The 17,256-nt window shown below is 60.0% G+C and carries 11 protein-coding genes; 10 read left to right on the top strand and 1 reads right to left on the bottom strand.

Going from position 1 to position 17,256, the window contains the following annotated elements; genetic code table 11:
* Positions 1-18 precede the first annotated feature (18 nt).
* Entirely contained in the window at positions 19-2,799 is a 2,781-nt protein-coding gene (locus ACQ4V8_RS16580) for a TonB-dependent receptor (protein ID WP_436571868.1), read from the bottom strand.
* A gap of 622 nt (positions 2,800-3,421) precedes the next feature.
* Between ACQ4V8_RS16580 and ACQ4V8_RS16575 the strand changes: the two genes are divergently transcribed.
* The 10 genes from ACQ4V8_RS16575 (at position 3,422) to nusA (ending at position 17,210) form a co-directional block, all read left to right on the top strand.
* Positions 3,422-5,272, top strand: coding sequence for an ABC transporter substrate-binding protein (locus ACQ4V8_RS16575; protein ID WP_436571867.1), 1,851 nt, complete (start codon positions 3,422-3,424; stop codon positions 5,270-5,272).
* Positions 5,273-5,331: 59 nt separating this feature from the next.
* The gene (locus ACQ4V8_RS16570) at positions 5,332-6,270 is read left to right on the top strand and encodes an ABC transporter permease (protein ID WP_196856720.1); all 939 of its coding nucleotides are present in this window, start codon (positions 5,332-5,334) and stop codon (positions 6,268-6,270) included.
* Between the two features lie 6 nt (positions 6,271-6,276).
* Positions 6,277-7,395, top strand: a complete 1,119-nt coding sequence (locus ACQ4V8_RS16565; protein ID WP_010395264.1) for an ABC transporter permease — start codon at positions 6,277-6,279, stop codon at positions 7,393-7,395.
* A gap of 9 nt (positions 7,396-7,404) precedes the next feature.
* The gene (locus tag ACQ4V8_RS16560) at positions 7,405-9,096 is read left to right on the top strand and encodes an ABC transporter ATP-binding protein (protein ID WP_010395266.1); all 1,692 of its coding nucleotides are present in this window, start codon (positions 7,405-7,407) and stop codon (positions 9,094-9,096) included.
* Between the two features lie 27 nt (positions 9,097-9,123).
* Entirely contained in the window at positions 9,124-10,071 is a 948-nt protein-coding gene (locus tag ACQ4V8_RS16555) for a VTT domain-containing protein (RefSeq protein ID WP_010395269.1), read from the top strand.
* Between the two features lie 418 nt (positions 10,072-10,489).
* Complete coding sequence (locus ACQ4V8_RS16550; RefSeq protein WP_010395271.1) at positions 10,490-11,509, top strand: glucokinase; 1,020 nt, start codon at positions 10,490-10,492, stop codon at positions 11,507-11,509.
* A 398-nt stretch (positions 11,510-11,907) separates the two neighbouring features.
* Entirely contained in the window at positions 11,908-12,696 is a 789-nt protein-coding gene (scpB, locus tag ACQ4V8_RS16545; protein ID WP_010395273.1) for an SMC-Scp complex subunit ScpB, read from the top strand.
* The gene (rluB, locus tag ACQ4V8_RS16540) at positions 12,689-14,815 is read left to right on the top strand and encodes a 23S rRNA pseudouridine(2605) synthase RluB (RefSeq protein ID WP_436571866.1); all 2,127 of its coding nucleotides are present in this window, start codon (positions 12,689-12,691) and stop codon (positions 14,813-14,815) included. Before scpB ends, rluB begins: the two co-directional genes overlap by 8 nt.
* Positions 14,816-15,159: 344 nt before the next feature.
* Positions 15,160-15,648: a ribosome maturation factor RimP gene (gene rimP / locus ACQ4V8_RS16535; RefSeq protein ID WP_029496192.1), complete on the top strand. Its 489-nt coding sequence runs from the start codon at positions 15,160-15,162 to the stop codon at positions 15,646-15,648.
* The gene (gene nusA, locus ACQ4V8_RS16530; RefSeq protein WP_010395279.1) at positions 15,645-17,210 is read left to right on the top strand and encodes a transcription termination factor NusA; all 1,566 of its coding nucleotides are present in this window, start codon (positions 15,645-15,647) and stop codon (positions 17,208-17,210) included. The genes rimP and nusA overlap by 4 nt, the downstream gene beginning before the upstream one ends.
* The last annotated feature ends 46 nt before the right edge of the window (positions 17,211-17,256 follow it).

The following is a 17,256-nucleotide window of genomic DNA, read 5'->3' as shown; positions in this document are numbered from 1 at the left end:
TTGCGCCTGCGCTGGGGTTTAGAAAAACTTGTAGCTGGCGCCCAGTTTGAAGTAACGGCCGATGGCGCCGCTGGCATCCATCGGGTTGTAGCTCATGCCGCCGTAGGTCAACGGGTCGAGCGGGGCGATCTTGTCGGTCACGTTGTTGATCGAGGCAAACAATTGCAGCTGTTTGCTGACGTTCCAACGGCTCGACAGGTCGAGCGTGGTGAACGAGGCGATCTTGCAACCGTTCGGCGCAGGAGTGCCAGCGGCCAGTTTGGAAGCGCAAGGCTTGCCTTCAAACAGGATGTTCTTCATGTCCGAACGGTAGTTCAGCACGCCGCTGACATTCCAGTTGCCCAGGTCCCACGAGCCGGTCACATTGATCTTGTCCTTCGGTGTGCCGGCGCAGTTGGAGGTATCGCAGTTACCATGCGTGCCAGCGAACTGGTACCTCACGGCAGACGACTCGGCCCGTACCCACGAGGCGATGTGGGTCCAGGTCAGGCCAAACGTGGCGCGGCCGTAGTCGCCCAGGCGCACGCGCTGCTTGAGGTCCAGGTCGATACCCTTGATCTCCGTAAAGCTGGAGTTGCGGTAGGGTGCTTTGGTAATCAGCAAGGTGCCTGTATTCGGCGTGACGACGCCGTTGATAGTCAGGTTGTTGTCGGCGCGGATGGCCGTTGGCAGGGCGGCCGCTTCATTGTAGGGCAGCGGGTTGATCTCGTTTTCACGCTTGATCTTCCAGCCGTCCAGCGACAGGCTGGTATCGTTGAACGGATCCCACACCAAGCCCAAAGTGTAACCCTTGGATTTTTCCGGCTTGAGGCTAGGATCGCCGATCTTGACGGCAGCCACTTGCAGTTCGCAGTCGCTCGCATTGGCGCCCGGCAAGCGCGTGCCGCCCGGGCAGCGCACGGGATCGCTGACCGTCGAGGTGCCTGTCGATTGCGAATTGGCATTGCTTTCCGCTGGGCCAGGTGCGCGGAAGCCTTCCGAATACGTGCCGCGCACGGCGAAGGTTTTCAGCGGTGTCCATTTGGCGCCGAGTTTCGGCGTGGTCGACGAGAAACGGTCATATTTGTCGTAACGCAAGGCGCCCGACAGTTCCACCGTCTTGATGACGGGCGCCAGCACTTCGAGGAAGACGGCAGAAACCTTGCTGTCGCCCTTGGCTGCCACATAGCTGGCGTTGATGGAACCGTTTTCCGTGCCCGACAGTGATGGATTGTCAAGCTTGTCGCGGCGGTGTTCCGCACCCACTGCCAGGCCCAGGGCGCCGCCTGGCAACTGCATCAGTTCGCGCGAGGCCTTGAAGTCGATGATATCGAGCTTGGTCGTGGAGTCGGAGGTGGCGTTGGTCACCATGGCCGCGTACAGCGAGGCCGGATTCTTGCTTGCCTGCGCGCCGATATAGTATGGGAAATTTTTACTGTTCGCATTGCCCAAGGCATCCTTGACGACGGCCATGTTGAGCATGTTGCTGTAATCGAGGTGCAGCTTCGATTCCGAATGCGTATAGCCGGCGTCGTAATCCCAGCCCATGGCCGAGCCCTTGACGCCGAGCACGATGCGGTTGAACTCATTGTTGGCCTGGCGTGTGCTCGCACCCACATCGAAGGCTTGATAGCGCACGCGCACCGGCACGCCGTACGGATTTTGCGGATGGTTGGCGGCCAGCATGATGGTGGTGCCGGCGCCGGAGCCGTAGTTGATGACGCCAGTCGGGCTACCAGCGCTGGGTGGGAAGGCAATGGTCGGCGTGATTGATGGCGGGATCAGGGTAAATGCCGTATCGCGCTTCGAATAGCCCGCTTCCGCGTACACCTGGGTATCGGCATTAACTTGCCAAGTGCCGCGCGTGTACAGGTTGATCGATTCGATCTTCGGCTGCATGGAGCGGAACTGGTCATGATGCCATAGGCAGCCACCCTTCGGATCTTGTGGGGAAGAAACAGATAAAGTGGAGCAGCCGGGCAGGGCCACATAGTTGTTGGTAACAGGGTCGCGGATCAGGCCCGTCGGCGACGCATTTGCATCGTTGTTGCCGTTGATGTAGCCGCCGGCGAACTGGGTGTTGATCGCATAGCCGTACGGACGCAGGTCGGCTTTGCCTATCCATTTGCGGCCGGAGCGATCGTTGTTCATCAGCATGTCCGACTTGGTGTATTCGGCATTGACGACGACGTTGAATTTATCCGTATCCAGGTTGCCCTTGCCGAAGGTCAGCGAGGCGCGCTGCTGTTTGGCGTCGCTGTCGCCGGAGATGCCGGTGTCGCCTTTCAGGGTCAGGCCTTCGAAGTCCTTGCGCAGGATGATATTGACCACGCCGGCAATGGCATCCGCGCCGTAGGTGGAGGAAGCGCCATCCTTGAGGATTTCGATGCGTTCGACGATCTGCATCGGCACGGTGGAAAGGTCGGTAAAGCTCTTCTGGCCATCATCGGCACGCGCGAACGGTGCCATGCGACGACCATTGAGCAGCACCAGGGTCGAAGTGGCACCCAGGCCGCGCAGCGAGATGGCGGTGGAACCTGCGGCAAAGCCGTTGCCGAAGCCCGTTGGCAGGGAGCCTGCGCCATCGGCGGTCAGGGTTTGCAGGTATTCAGCCACGGTGGCCTTGCCCGATTTCATCAAGTCGTCGCGGCTAATGACCTGTACCGGTGACGCGGTCTCGGCCGTGGCCCGTTTGATGCTCGACCCTGTAATCTCTACGCGTTGGACATTGGCATCCTGGGCTATTGCCGGCGCAGCCATCATGCTTATGCTGAGCGCTGCTACGCTGCCCGAAAAAATCAGGCGTACGGAGCGGGACATAACTGTTTCCATCATCATTCTCAAAAACTCCGAAAGTAAGTTCGGCTGGTCGTTTTTCGACACAACCTCGCTAGGATAAAAAAGACTGCTGCGTAGGCAATCACTGTGATTCAAACGGCATACCGTGTGTTGCCGTGATTGATCAGACCACTTGCCGAGAAACCTTGTCAATGTGTAAATGTGGCATTTCGGGATGGAAACAACAGTGTTTTTCATAATGTTGATAAAATATATTATTGGCAACTATTTAAATGGTGCATTGCACGATGCGTTTTCTATCCGTTGATAAAAGGTGCAGTCATTCACCAACGTCAGGGTTTCTACGTAGGCGCTTTTGCGTGGCATCGCCTAAGCAATGTTGCAGTGCGCAATATTTCTCCGATGGCGTCGGTGCTTGTTGCCGCGCACAACGGAAGTACTGCAGCTTTTCGCCTGGCATGCAAAATATGCGTTATGGTTACGCGTTTTCCAGCGCGTCAAACCACCGGCGCGGCTGGCTGCGAGCAAGGCACAGATCTTGCGGTGACGGACTGTTTTTGGCGGTGGAATCCTGTATCGCAGGGCGACGCCAGTACAAGCGCACCAATACGGTGCGACAGATAATCGAGATGAAGGGTATGACATGAAGTCACCATGGATGCGGCGCGTGGCGCTGCTGGCCTGCCTGGCCACTTTGCCGCTGGCGGCCATTGCCGCAGATGCTGCTGCTGCTGCTGCTGCTGCTGCTGCTGCCGCGCCGGTGAAAACCTTGCGCTATATCTTGCCGGCCGCCGAGACCGGCTTTGATCCGGCCACCGCGCGCGACCTGTATTCGAACCACATCACGCAGGCCGTCTTCGACACCCTGTACACCTATGATTATCTGGCGCGCCCCGTGAAGGTGGTGCCTGGCGCGGCGGCCGCCATGCCGGAAGTGTCTGCCGATGGCAAGACCTACACCATCCGCTTGAAGAAAGGCATCTTGTTTACGCCCGACGCTGCGTTTGGCGGCAAGCGCCGCGAACTGACGATGGCCGACTACGTGTATGCGTGGAAGCGCTTGTTCGACCCGCGCCTGGCCTCGCCGCATAGCTGGCTGTTCGAAGGCAAGGTGGTGGGGCTGGACGAGCTGGCGAAGGAGGCGGCCAAGTCGAACAAGCTCGATTACAGCAAGAAAGTGGCCGGTCTGGACATCCTCGACCCGTACACCTTGCGCATTACGCTGACCAAGACCGATTTCAATTTCCCCATGATCCTCGCCTATGTGCCGACGGCCGCCGTGGCGCGCGAAGTGGTGGACAAATATGGCGACGTGAAGGGTGAGGTGGGCTCGAATCCCGTCGGCACCGGCTATTACACGCTCGGTGAATGGACGCGCGGCAACCGCATCGTCCTGAACCGCAATCCACGGCATTTGCCGGAAACGTGGAATTTCATGGCCGGTGATGACCCGGACGACCAGCGCATCGTGCGCCAGATGCAGGGCAAGCGCATCCCCGCCATCGACCGCATCGAAATTTCCGTGATGATTGAAGACCAGTCGCGCTGGCTGTCTTTCCAAAGTGGCGGCACGGACGTGTTCTGGCTCGATGGCCCGCTGGCGCCGAAGGCATTGCTGAACGGCAAGCTGCGTCCCGAGTTGGCGGAGAAGGGCGTGCAACTGTCGCGCCTGCTGGACCCGGAAATCAGCTATTACTACTGGAATATGCAAGACCCGACCCTCGGTGGCTTCAGCAAGGAAAAGATCGCTCTGCGCCGCGCCATTGCCATGGCGCACAATATTGACGAGGAAATCCGCATCATCTGGAATGGCCAGGCCAAGCGCCTCGACTATCCGATCCCGCCCGGCGTGGTCGGCTACGATCCCCACTACAAGAGCTTGTTGCAATACGATCCCGTGCTGGCGAACAAATTGCTCGATAAATTCGGCTATAAGAAGGGTGCCGACGGCTGGCGTACTTTGCCGGACGGCAAGCCGCTCTTGATCCGCTACGCTTCGCGCAACGAAGCCAACGGCGTGCTGCAGGCCGAAATGTGGCGCAAGACGTATAACTCGCTGGGCATCCGCATGGAAAACGACCGCATGATCTTTTCCGATATTTTAAAGACGGAAAAGCAGTGCAAGATGCAGACGCGCACGGCGCCGTGGCTGGCCGACTATCCGGACGGTGACAATTTCATGCAGCTGTTCTATGGGCCGAATACGCACCAGAACAACAACGGCTGCTATCAGGATCCCGAGTACGACAAGTGGTACGCGGCCAGCCAGGCCATGCCTGCCAGCCCCGAGCGCGATGCGCTGTTCCACAAGATGGCGCGCCGCCTGGAAGTGAACGCCGGCGCCCTGATCGGCTACGCGCGCTACCGCAACATGCTGGCGCAAAAGACGGTGCAAGGCTACAAGAAGCACCCGATCCTGTTCCAGGAATGGGCGTATATGGATGTCGACAGCACGGGCACACCGGTGGCTACTCCGGCCCCTGCTGCTCAATAAGCGCAGCGGCCTAGATACGACATACACAATATATACAAGACATACAACAAGGAATCATTATGTTCGCTTATATCCTGCGCCGTTTGTGGCAGATGCTGCCGACCATGCTGGGCGTGGTCCTGCTGGTGTTCATGCTGTTCAACTGGGTGGGTGGCGATCCTGCCTATATTTTGGCCGGCAAGATGTCGAGTGCGGAAAGCATCGCCAACATCCGCCGCCAGCTCGGTGTCGACCAGCCGTACTACGTACAGCTGTGGATCTTCATCCAGCAGATCGTCACCTTTGACTTCGGCCAGAGCTGGGCCACGGGAGAATCCGTGTCTCACATCATCACTTCGCGTCTGGGGCCGTCGATGATGGTGCTGATCCCGCTGACCGTGCTGGAAACCTTTTTTGGCGTGGCGCTGGCGCTGGCCATCGCCTTTGTCCGCGGTTCGCTGACGGACCGCGCCGTCATGATCGCCTGCACGGTGGGCATGTCGGTTTCCATCCTCGTCTACATCATCGTCTTCCAGTACGGCTTCGCTTATAAACTGGGCCTGTTCCCCGTGCAGGGCTGGGGCGACAGCTTCTGGGAAAACCTGCTGCGCTATGCCACCTTGCCGATCCTGATCGGCCTGGCGGTGTCCATCGCACCGACGCTGCGCCTGTTCCGCACCTTCGTGCTCGACGAGGTGAACCAGGATTACGTGCGCACGGCGCGTGCCAAGGGCTTGACGGAAGGGCGCATCATGTGGGTGCACGTGTTGCGCAATGCCGGCATTCCCATCATCACCTATGTGATGTCGAACTTGCCGGCCCTGCTGATCGGTGCCTTCCTGCTGGAGCGCTTTTTCGGCATCCCCGGCATCGGGCGTGAAGTGATTTTGGCGGTCGAGCGCAGCGACTTTCCGGTGATCAAGGCGATCACCGTGTATGTCGCCGCCGCCACCATGCTCTTCAACCTGCTCACTGACCTGCTGTACCAGGCGGTCGATCCTCGCGTACAACTGAAGTAGAAAGAGATGATGTCGAAACCCCATACTTCGCCCGGCCTGTGGGCCCTGGCGTGGCGCCGCTTGCGCGGCGACAAGATTGCAATGGTATCGCTGACCGTGGTCGCGGCGTTTTTCCTGCTGGTGCTGGCGTCCGCCAGTGGCCTGGTAGGGGCAAACTGGGAAGATGAAGTGGCCCTCAGCTATGCGCCGCCGACCTTCATCGGTGCCGACCAGGATGCGTCCGCAGCCGCTGACGGCGCCATCCCCTTGTCCGACGAGCGCAGCGCGCCCACCCCGGTCAATGTGCTCGACCCGCTGGCCGAGGATATCGCGGAACTGCGCGCGCAGATGGGAAGTAACCCTGCTGCCGGCGTGGATATGTATGGCGTTGCCGACCCGCTGGCCGACGACTTGACGGCCTTGCGCGCCGGCATGGGCAAGACGAAGAAGCTGATCGCACACAAGGCGTCCACCTTGCCGTTCGGCGCCGACAAGTGGGGCCACGACATCGTGCAGAAAACCATCAAGGGCGGCGAAACGTCGATCGTCGTGGGCCTGGTGGCAGCCTTGCTGGCCGTCGTGCTGGGCACATTGTTTGGCGCCGTGTCCGGCTATTTTGGCGGCATGGTCGATGACTTCTTCAACTGGTTTTACAGCATTTTCACCTCGATTCCATCGATCCTGATGATCTTGACGGTGGCGGCCGTGCTGCAGCAAAAGGGCGTGCTGACCATCGTGCTGATCCTGGGGCTGACTGGCTGGACCGGGCCGTACCGCTTGATCCGCGCCGAATACATCAAGCACAAAGCGCGCGAATATGTGATGGCGGCCGACGCCATCGGCGCCTCGCACTGGCGCAAGATGTTTTCGCATATCTTCCCGAACGTGAGCCATGTGGCTTTGGTGCAAATGTCGATCCTGGTGGTGGGCTTTATCAAGGCCGAAGTGATTTTGAGTTTCCTCGGCTTTGGCGTGCCGGTGGGCACCGTGTCGTGGGGCAGCATGCTCAACGAGGCACAAAATGAACTGATCCTGGGCAAATGGTGGCAGCTGAGCGCCGCCGCCACGGCGATGGCCGTGCTGGTGACGGCGTTCTCGCTGTTGACCGATGCCTTGCGCGATGCGCTCGACCCGAAAGTGAAATAGGAGTTGCTCATGGACCAGAATAACCTGTTGGAAGTGCGCGACCTGCGCGTTACTTTCCGCCTGGACAAGAAGACCACGTTCGAAGCCGTCAAGGGCATCTCGTTCAACGTGCCGCGCAACAGCACCGTCGCGCTGGTGGGCGAATCGGGCAGCGGCAAGTCCGTCAGCTCGCTGGCCGTGATGGGCCTGTTGCCGCCCGATAACACCATCATAGCCCCCGCGTCCAGCATCCACTTCGGCGGGCGCGACCTGCTGCAATTGTCGATCGCCGAGCGGCGCACCATGTGCGGCAAGGATATCTCGATGATCTTCCAGGAGCCGATGTCGTCGCTGAACCCGGTGTTTACCGTCGGCTTCCAGATCGCCGAAGTGTTGCGCCAGCACATGGGCATGAACCGCAAGCAGGCGCGCGCGCGTACGCTGGCCTTGCTGGACGAAGTGGGCATCCCCGATGCGGCCAGCAAGATCGACGCCTACCCGAGCCAAATGTCGGGCGGCCAGCAGCAGCGCGTGATGATCGCCATGGCGATCGCCTGCGAGCCGAAACTCTTGATTGCCGACGAACCGACGACGGCGCTCGATGTGACGATCCAGAAGCAGATCATGGACTTGATCGCGGCGCTGCAAAAGAAGCATCAGATGTCCGTGCTGTTCATTACCCATGACCTGGGCCTGGTGGGAGAAATTGCCGACCAGGTCATCGTCATGCGCCACGGCGAAGTGCGTGAAACGGGGGCAGTGCGGCAAGTGTTTGACACGCCCAAAGACCCGTACACCAAAGCATTGCTGCATTGCCGTCCCTCGCTCGACGAGCGGCCGTGGCGCTTGCCCGTGATTGCCGATTATATGCAGGGCAAGGCCGGCCCCGGCGTGGCAGTGAAACAGCGCACGCGCGGCTATACGCCGGGTGACGAACCCGTGCTGGTGGTGAAGAATCTGAGCAAAAGCTTTTATACGCGTGTAGGCCTGTTCGGCAAGCGCGAATTCCAGGCCGTCAAGGATGTGTCGTTCACTTTGCCGCGCGGAAAAACGTTAGGCGTGGTGGGCGAGTCCGGTTCCGGCAAGACGACGGTGGGCTTGACCCTGCTGCGCCTGCACCAGGCCACGGGCGGCACCGCCATGTTCCATGGCAAGGATTTAATCGCCATGCCGAACAAGGAGTACTTGCCATATAAACGCCGCATCCAGATCATCTTCCAGAACCCGTACGCGTCCTTGAACCCGCGCTTTACGGTGGGGCAAATTTTGCTCGAGCCGATGCGCATCCACCAGATCGGCGCGAATGACCAGGAACGCATTGCCAAGGCTTACTGGCTGCTAGAGAAGGTGGGCTTGCCGGAGCAGGCTTTCCACCGCTATCCGCACGAGTTTTCCGGCGGCCAACGCCAGCGCATCGCCATTGCCCGCTGCCTGACCATGCAGCCGGAAATTCTGGTCTGCGACGAATCCGTCTCGGCGCTGGACGTATCGGTGCAGGCGCAGGTACTGAACCTGTTGCAGGACTTGCAGGATGAATTCGGTTTGTCGTACATTTTTATTTCGCATGATTTGTCGGTCGTCAAATACATTGCCGACCAGGTCATGGTGATGCACAAGGGGCAAGTGGTGGAACTGGCCGATTCGGACCAGTTGTACCGCAATCCCTTGCATCCGTACACGCGCTCCCTGCTCAGTGCCATACCCAAGGGCTTGCAGTTGTAAGGGGCTTTTTACGGTAAGATAGCGGCCATGCCCAACCTCATTTACCTGCTCGAACATTACGGTGTCCTGATTGTCTTCGGCATCGTGCTCGTTGAGCAGCTTGGGCTGCCGATTCCTGCCTTCCCCATCCTGGTGGTGGCGGGCGCGCTGGCCGTCGACGGCGACATGCAAGGGGGGCCGGTATTGGCCGCTGCGCTGGGCGCTTGCCTGATCAGCGACTTCACGTGGTTTCGCGCGGGCCGCCATTTCGGCAAGCGCATCCTGCGGCTGTTGTGCCGCATTTCGCTGTCACCCGATTACTGCGTCAGCCAGACGGAAGACAAATTCAAGCGCTGGGGTCCGAAAGCCCTGATCGTTTCCAAGTTCGTGCCGGGCTTCAATACCGTCGCTGCGCCCATGGCGGGCGCGCTAGGCACGCCGGCGCGACTGTTCTTCCTGTACGCGGGCCTGGGCGCCTTGCTATGGAGCGGCACGGGCATCCTCGTTGGCGTGATTTTCCATGCCAGCGTGCAACAGGTGCTCGACGTGCTGAGCACCATGGGCAGCACGGCCTTGCTGGTGCTGCTTACCTTGCTGGGCCTATTCCTGCTGTATAAATTCCTTGAGCGCCGGCGTTTCCGCCAGGCCCTGCAGATCGAGCGCATCGGCATCGATGCCTTGCTTGCACTCATAGAACAAGGCGAACAGCCGCTGATGGTCGACGCGCGCAGCGCCACGGCGCGCTCTTTGGACCCGGCCGTGCCGGGCGCCTTGTTCTTCAACGGCAAGGAAGCCGTACCCGCCATGATCGCCATGGACAAGGACCGCCATGTCATCGTTTACTGCAGCTGTCCCAACGATGTGACGGCCGCGCAAGTGGCCAAGCTGCTGCAGCAGCACGGCTTTCACCGTGCCAAGCCCTTGCATGGCGGCCTCGATGCATGGAACGTCGCCTACCGCTCGGATCAGCCGGCGTCCGCCAGCGTGCCCGGCTAAAGCTGCTCATCCGGATAGGCGCTGCCTCTGGCACGCCAGCTTGGCAGTCAACATCAGCAGTAAAAATCAGCAATAGAAATCGGTAGTAATAATACGAAAACATTGTCGCTGAGGCATGGGGATAGCAGTGCTGGCCCTGCGCCGCCGCGCGCAAGGCGGCTTTGCACAAACGCCTGCATACGCTGCTTTGGCGGCGATTCCTGCTGCTGTGCAGCATGATTTTAATGCGCTCAGCGAGTGCGAGTACTTACTATAATGCATTATCCTTGAGCAACTTTTGTCCTGCATGCTACATTTGGAGCGGAACTACCAATCAAGGCTTGTTTTGATGTACTTAAACTACAAACTTTGCTTGCCTCCGGGCGCATTCATCCTTTAAGCTGGGCGTCCCATGCGTCCCACTTCATCATTTAAAATCATGAGCGCTTCGTCTTTCCCCGTACTGCCGACTTCTGCCTTTGCCGATGGACCGCGCCTGTTGGCTGACGTGGGCGGCACCAATGCCCGCTTCGCCCTGGAAGTGGCCGCCGGCCACATCACCCTGGTCGAAGTGCTGCCCTGTGCCGATTACCCGAGCCTGTCGGCCGCCCTGCAAGCCTATCTGGCCCTGCCGCATATCGCTGCCGCCGGCGGGCAAGCCGTGCGCCATGCCATGATCGCCATCGCTAACCCGGTCGACGGCGATTTCCTCAGCATGACGAACCATCACTGGTCGTTCTCGATCAGTGCCATGCGTGCAGAGTGCGGTTTCACGACCCTGGACGTGGTCAACGATTTCACGGCCCTGGCGCGCTCCCTGCCGCAGCTGTCGGCTGAGCAAAAGCATCAGATTGGCGCAGGCACGGCCCGTCCGAACACGGCCATCGGCCTGATCGGCGCCGGCACGGGTCTGGGCGTGTCGGGCCTGATCCCTTCGCACGGCGGCTGGATCGCGCTGCAAAGCGAAGGCGGCCACGTCAGCTTTGCGCCGTTCAATGAAGTGGAAGTGAGTATTTTGCAATTCGCCTGGCGCGCATACGAGCACGTCTCGGCCGAGCGCCTGCTTTCCGGCGATGGCTTGGAACTGATCTACCGCGCCCTGGCCGACCGCGCGGGCGTAGTGGCCGAAGACTTGCCGGCGGCCGAAATCACGCGCCGCGCGCTGGCTGGTGAATCCCAGCTATGCGACGACGTCATCGAAGCGTTTTGTTGCATGCTCGGTACGGTGGCGGGCAATGTTGCCGTCACCCTGGGTGCGCTCGGCGGTATTTATATAGGCGGCGGCATCGTGCCACGCCTGGGGGCGCGCTTTGAGCGCTCCGGTTTCCGCGCCCGCTTCGAGCGCAAGGGCCGCTTCGCCAATTATGTGTCGCAAGTGCCGACGTTTGTCATCACGGCGCAATACCCAGCTTTCCTGGGTGCATCGGCCATTCTCTCGGAGAAACTCGCCGCCCTGTAATACGGGCAGTGGGCGATGTGTCGCGCCAGGGCCGGGTAAAACGCGTGTTTTACCCGGTTTTGCGCTTTTCCGCTTTTTATCAGGTACAATTGACAGCGTTGGATGAAACGACGACTGCTTCTCTCGCGTCTGGCTGCATACTCGCTACGGGGAAAGTCGCTACTCAGGAGTGCGTTTCGTTGCTGGTTATTCAAAGTCAGCACCATGGATGGCAGGACTTTCACTGCATCCGCTTTAGTCCCGCTTTGCGCGCATCGGCCAAGGCGTCGGAAAAACAGCCTCAACTAGTAACCCAGCATGGCGTCACCATCGATGTCTGCCATCTGTTACGTTGAAATGAACGTTTTTGATTTCTTTCTCTGCACACGAATTGCAATACACATCCGCACAGAATTGCTATGAATACAATTGAGGCTAAAAAAGTCCTCGAAACCGCGCTGCTGTGCGCTCGTGAATCGCTGACGATCCACAGCCTGAAAAAGCTGTTCGTCGATGCGGACGAGAGTGGCCGCGTGCGTGGTGTCGGCGTCGGTGCCGATACGATCAAGCAATTGCTGGAAGAATTGCGGCAAGAGTGGGAAGGGCGCGGTATCGAAATCGTCAGTCTGGCCTCGGGTTGGCGCTTTCAAAGCCGCCCGGAAATGAAGATGTATCTTGATCGCATGACGCCTGAGCGGCCGCCCAAGTATTCGCGGGCGACGCTGGAAACTTTGGCCATCATCGCCTATCGCCAGCCGGTGACGCGCGGCGATATCGAGGAAATTCGCGGCGTTGCCGTCAACTCGCAGACGATCAAGATGCTGGAAGACCGTGGCTGGATCGATGCGATCGGCTACCGCGATGTGGTGGGGCGGCCCGCCTTGCTGGCCACCACCAAGCAGTTTTTGGATGACCTGGGTTTGCATTCGCTGTCCCAGCTGCCGCCTTTGCAGCAAATCAGTGAAATGCAGGGCAATGGGCTCGAAGCCCTGGAAGCTGCCCTGCAGGAAAATTTTGACAAGGCAAGCAATGAGCTTGCCCCCCAGCTTGGTGCAGGTAGCAATACGGCTGTGACAGATGTGACAGCAAGCCTTGATGCCGGCCCCGATGCTTCGCCCATGGACGAAGCCTACACTCACGACCCTGCGCCAGAACTAACGGTTGACGCTGCGCCAGGTCAGCACAGCCAAGAAACGAAGAATGAATAATCCGAATACACCCGAGACAGTAACCGCCGCCGACGAAGCCATCGTTGCCAAGCCCAAGCGCCGCACCAAGGTGCAGATCGAAGCCGATGCGGCTGCTGCTGCCGTAACTGCCGCTAGCGGCGACAGCGTCGCTGCCAAGCCGAAGCGCCGCACGAAAGCCGACGTGGCCGCCGATGCGCCAGTCGCCGCCGCCGCCGTTGATGTCGCTGTCGTTGCCACTGCCGAAGCGGCACCTGCCGCCAAGAAAAGCCGCGCCAAGCCAGCCTTGAAGGCCGTGGCTGACGCTGCCGAAGCCGCTGCCGATGCGGTGGCTGACGTTGCCAGTGCCCCGGCGCCGCGTCCGCCGCGCGCCCGCGCCGCCGCCAAAGCTGCTGCTGCCGTCGCTGAAGCGGCGCCGGAAGTGGTCGCTGACAAGCCGGCCGAAGCGCGTGCTACGCGCGGTCCGCGCCAGATGCGTGGCGTGCAGGCAGAGCGCGCACTGCGCCAGCCGCCGCGCGCCGAAGCGCCGCAGGCAGTCGAGGTCGCTGCTGCTGCCGAGCAAGCTGACGCGCCCGTCGCCGATGTGTTCGATGCCGACGGCAATCTCGTTTCCGGCCCACGCCTGCCGCGCGGTCCGCGCAACGACGTGCCGGGCGCTGGCAAGAATGCCGGCAAGAGCCGTAAAAAAGGCAAGGGCCGCCAGGCTGCGCCCGGCAAGCTCAGCGACGCCGATGCCGTATTCTCGTTTGTCACCTCCGATGCATTCGACAGCGAAGAGGGTGGCACGGGCCGCGTGCAAAAAGTGGCTGTGCGCCGCGACCTGACGTCCGACGACGACGCGCCGAAGCTGCACAAGGTACTGGCCGAAGCCGGTCTCGGTTCGCGCCGCGACATGGAAGACCTGATCATTTCGGGCCGCGTGTCCGTGAATGGCGAGCCGGCCCACATCGGCCAGCGCATCTTGCCGACCGACCATGTGCGCATCAATGGCAAGTTGATCCAGCGCCGCGTCAGCAAGAAGCCGCCACGCGTGCTGGTGTATCACAAGCCGGCCGGCGAAATCGTCAGCCATAACGACCCGGATGGCCGTCCCTCCGTGTTTGACCGCCTGCCGACCATGAAGGCGGGCAAGTGGCTGGCCGTTGGCCGACTCGACTTCAACACCGAAGGCTTGCTGCTGTTTACTACTTCCGGTGACCTGGCCAACCGCCTGATGCACCCGCGCTACGGCATCGACCGCGAGTACGCCGTGCGTACCCTGGGCGAGCTGGAAGAGGGCATGCGCCAGAAGTTGCTGGCCGGTGTGGAGCTCGAAGACGGCCTGGCACAATTCTCGAAGATCGCCGATGGCGGTGGCGAGGGCATCAACAAGTGGTACCGCGTGGTCATCGGCGAAGGCCGTAACCGCGAAGTGCGCCGCATGTTCGAAGCCATCGGCCTGACCGTCTCGCGCCTGATCCGTACCCGTTACGGCGCCATGACCCTGCCGAGCGGCCTGAAGCGCGGCCGTTGGGAAGAGATGGATGAAAATACCGTGCGCGACCTGTTGACCGCCTACGGCATCGAAAAGAAAATGCCGGCATCCGGTGATCCGCGTGCCGCAGGCGCCGCCAAGGGCCGCGAAGCGCGCAAGGTCGAGCGCAAGGACCGCGATGACGAGCCGAATGGCAACCGCATCGATGTGAGCAACCGCAACGCCGATCCTTTCCCGGTCGCGCCGCGCCGTGGCCAGCCTGCCGGCCAGTTTGCCCGTCCGCAAGGTCAGGGTCGCCCAGGCGGCGCCGGCCGTCCAGGCGAGGCGCGTGGTCCCGGCCGTGGCCAGCCGCAAGGTCCGTTCCAGGGTGGTCAGCCACGTTCGTCGGCTTCGTTCGAAGGTGCGCCGCAAGGTCAGGGTCGTGCGCCGCGTGCGCCAGGTCAGGGTCGTCCTGCCGGTGCTGAAGGTCGCGCACCGCAGCGCGCTGCGCGCCAGCCGGATCCGCTGCAAACCACTTTCGGCTTCGCCAACACGGGTCCGCGCCGCAATGCGGGCGGTGCTGGTGGGCAAGCGCGCTCCGGTGGCCAGCCGCGTGGCGGCATGGATCGTGGTGGTATGGACCGTGGTGGCATGGATGGCATGCCGCGCCGTCGCAGCAAAGGTTAATTCAGAGGATTTCTTCTCGCGCGCCCGGTCATTTGCTGCGGGCGCGCGCTCTTGTAACTGTTGTAAGCTGGGCCTCTCCTTGTGTGCGGCATTGCGGCGAAGTTAATAAGAGGTTATAATCTGCAGCCTAATAAAAGTTCTCCGCAGGGTTGTTTGGTGGGGAGTGCTTGCATCTGGTTGGGGAAATACAAGAAGATGGGCAGATGCCCATTTTTTTTTTGTTGAACCGTTTGTCATGGCTCCGTAAGGGGCCATATATGACTTGAATGCGTGTTTTTTGCATGTTGTTGGCGCTCAATGCGGTGCCGCCATGCCGAAAGCGGGCCTTATTTCTGGAGAATTTCTTGCAGCAGTTGGGATTAATTGAAAAGACAGTGATCGGTCTGGGCTACGAGCTCGTTGATGTCGAACGTGCCGAGCGCGGGCTGCTGCGCGTCTTTATTGATTTCAGCGCCGCCGATGCCGCTGAAAAAGGTCCGATCACGGTCGAAGACTGTGCCACGGTGAGTCACCAGTTGTCGCATGTGTTGACGGTAGAGAACGTTCCTTACGAGCGTCTTGAGATTTCTTCCCCGGGTCTGGATCGTCCGGTGCGCAAGCTGGAAGACTTTGTCCGTTTCGCAGGCCAGGAAATCATCGTCAAGCTGACGGTGGCGATGCCGGGTACGAACAACCGGAAATCGTTCCAGGGGATCTTGCAAGAACCTGTGGGCGATAAATTGTCGTTAGAATTTGAAGGTAAGGATGGTCCGGCGATGTTGGAGTTTACACTCGCCGATGTGGATAAGGCACGCTTGGTGCCGCAGGTGGTTTTTAAGGGACGCAAAGCATGAGCCGCGAAGTTTTATTATTGGTTGACGCGCTGGCGCGCGAAAAAAACGTCGATAAAGATGTCGTCTTCGGCGCTCTCGAGTTCGCGTTGGCGCAAGCCACGAAGAAACGGTATGAGGGTGAGGTAGACATCCGCGTTTCGATCGACCGCGAAACGGGCGAATTCGAATCGTTCCGCCGCTGGCACGTGGTGCCCGATGAAGCGGGCCTGCAATTGCCGGATCAAGAGATCCTGCATTTCGAGGCAAAAGAACAGATTTCCGATATCGAAGTCGATGACCACATCGAAGAGCCGATCGAGTCCGTTGAATTTGGCCGTCGTTTCGCGCAGGATACCAAACAGGTCGTCCTGCAGCGCGTGCGTGATGCCGAGCGTGAACAGATCCTGGTCGACTTCCTGGAGCGCGGCGATTCGCTCGTCACCGGCACCATCAAGCGCATGGAACGTGGCGACGCCATCGTCGAATCGGGCAAGATCGAAGCACGCCTGCCGCGCGACCAGATGATCCCGAAAGAGAATCTGCGTATCGGCGACCGTGTGCGCGCCTACATCTTGCGCATCGACCGCAATATGCGCGGCCCGCAAGTGATACTGTCGCGCACCGCGCCAGAATTCATCATGAAGCTGTTCGAGCTGGAAGTGCCGGAAATCGAGCAAGGCATGCTGGAAATTAAATCCGCAGCCCGCGACGCCGGCGTGCGCGCCAAGATCGCCGTCTACACGGCCGACAAGCGCATCGACCCGATCGGTACTTGCGTCGGCATGCGCGGTTCGCGCGTGCAAGCTGTTACCGGCGAACTCGGTGGCGAACGTGTCGACATCGTGCTGTGGTCCGAAGATCCGGCGCAGTTCGTCATCGGCGCCCTGGCGCCGGCGAACGTGTCGTCGATCATGGTCGATGAAGAAAAACACGCGATGGATGTCGTCGTGGACGAAGAAAACCTGGCAATCGCAATCGGCCGTTCCGGCCAGAACGTGCGCCTGGCCTCGGACCTGACCGGCTGGAAGATCAACATCATGACGGCCGAAGAATCGGCTGACAAAGCTGCCCAGGAAACGGCTGCCGTGCGCATCCTGTTCATGGAAAAGCTCGATGTCGACCAGGAAGTGGCCGATATTCTGGTAGAAGAAGGTTTCGCCAGTCTGGAAGAAATCGCTTACGTGCCAATTTCCGAAATGCTGGAAATCGAATCGTTTGACGAAGATACTGTCAATGAACTCCGTACCCGTGCGCGTGATGCGCTTGTGACCGAAGCGATTGCTTCGGAAGAGGGTTTGGAAGGCATGGACGAGGCGTTGGTCGGTCTGGAAGGCATGGACCGCATTAGCGCCGGCAAGCTGGGTCTGGCTGGTATCAAGACCGTTGAAGCATTTGCAGCACTGGCATACGACGAATTTGGCGCAATCCTGGCCTTGTCTGCGGACCGTGCGCGTGAACTGATTACAAGTGAATTTAAAGATGTGACCGACGATGAGATGAAGTTGGTTGACTCGAAATATGACGATCGTGCCAAGGCGTTGCAAGCCAAGGCATGGAGTCTGGCCGAATCCGCAAAGGCTTAATTTGAGTATCTTTATCATCTCCGCGACACATAGAAAAGAGGACTGA

The sequence above is a fragment of the Janthinobacterium paucivorans genome (assembly GCF_051380805.1).
Lineage (GTDB): Bacteria > Pseudomonadota > Gammaproteobacteria > Burkholderiales > Burkholderiaceae_D > Janthinobacterium > Janthinobacterium lividum_D.
This window is presented reverse-complemented; position numbering and strand designations above follow the sequence as displayed.

Coding starts and splice junctions, on each gene's coding strand:
- ACQ4V8_RS16580 (WP_436571868.1), bottom strand. CDS start 2,799: ATGTCCCGCTCCGTACGCCTGATTTTTTCGGGCAGCGTAGCAGCGCTC.
- ACQ4V8_RS16575 (WP_436571867.1), top strand. CDS start 3,422: ATGAAGTCACCATGGATGCGGCGCGTGGCGCTGCTGGCCTGCCTGGCC.
- ACQ4V8_RS16570 (WP_196856720.1), top strand. CDS start 5,332: ATGTTCGCTTATATCCTGCGCCGTTTGTGGCAGATGCTGCCGACCATG.
- ACQ4V8_RS16565 (WP_010395264.1), top strand. CDS start 6,277: ATGATGTCGAAACCCCATACTTCGCCCGGCCTGTGGGCCCTGGCGTGG.
- ACQ4V8_RS16560 (WP_010395266.1), top strand. CDS start 7,405: ATGGACCAGAATAACCTGTTGGAAGTGCGCGACCTGCGCGTTACTTTC.
- ACQ4V8_RS16555 (WP_010395269.1), top strand. CDS start 9,124: ATGCCCAACCTCATTTACCTGCTCGAACATTACGGTGTCCTGATTGTC.
- ACQ4V8_RS16550 (WP_010395271.1), top strand. CDS start 10,490: ATGAGCGCTTCGTCTTTCCCCGTACTGCCGACTTCTGCCTTTGCCGAT.
- scpB (WP_010395273.1), top strand. CDS start 11,908: ATGAATACAATTGAGGCTAAAAAAGTCCTCGAAACCGCGCTGCTGTGC.
- rluB (WP_436571866.1), top strand. CDS start 12,689: ATGAATAATCCGAATACACCCGAGACAGTAACCGCCGCCGACGAAGCC.
- nusA (WP_010395279.1), top strand. CDS start 15,645: ATGAGCCGCGAAGTTTTATTATTGGTTGACGCGCTGGCGCGCGAAAAA.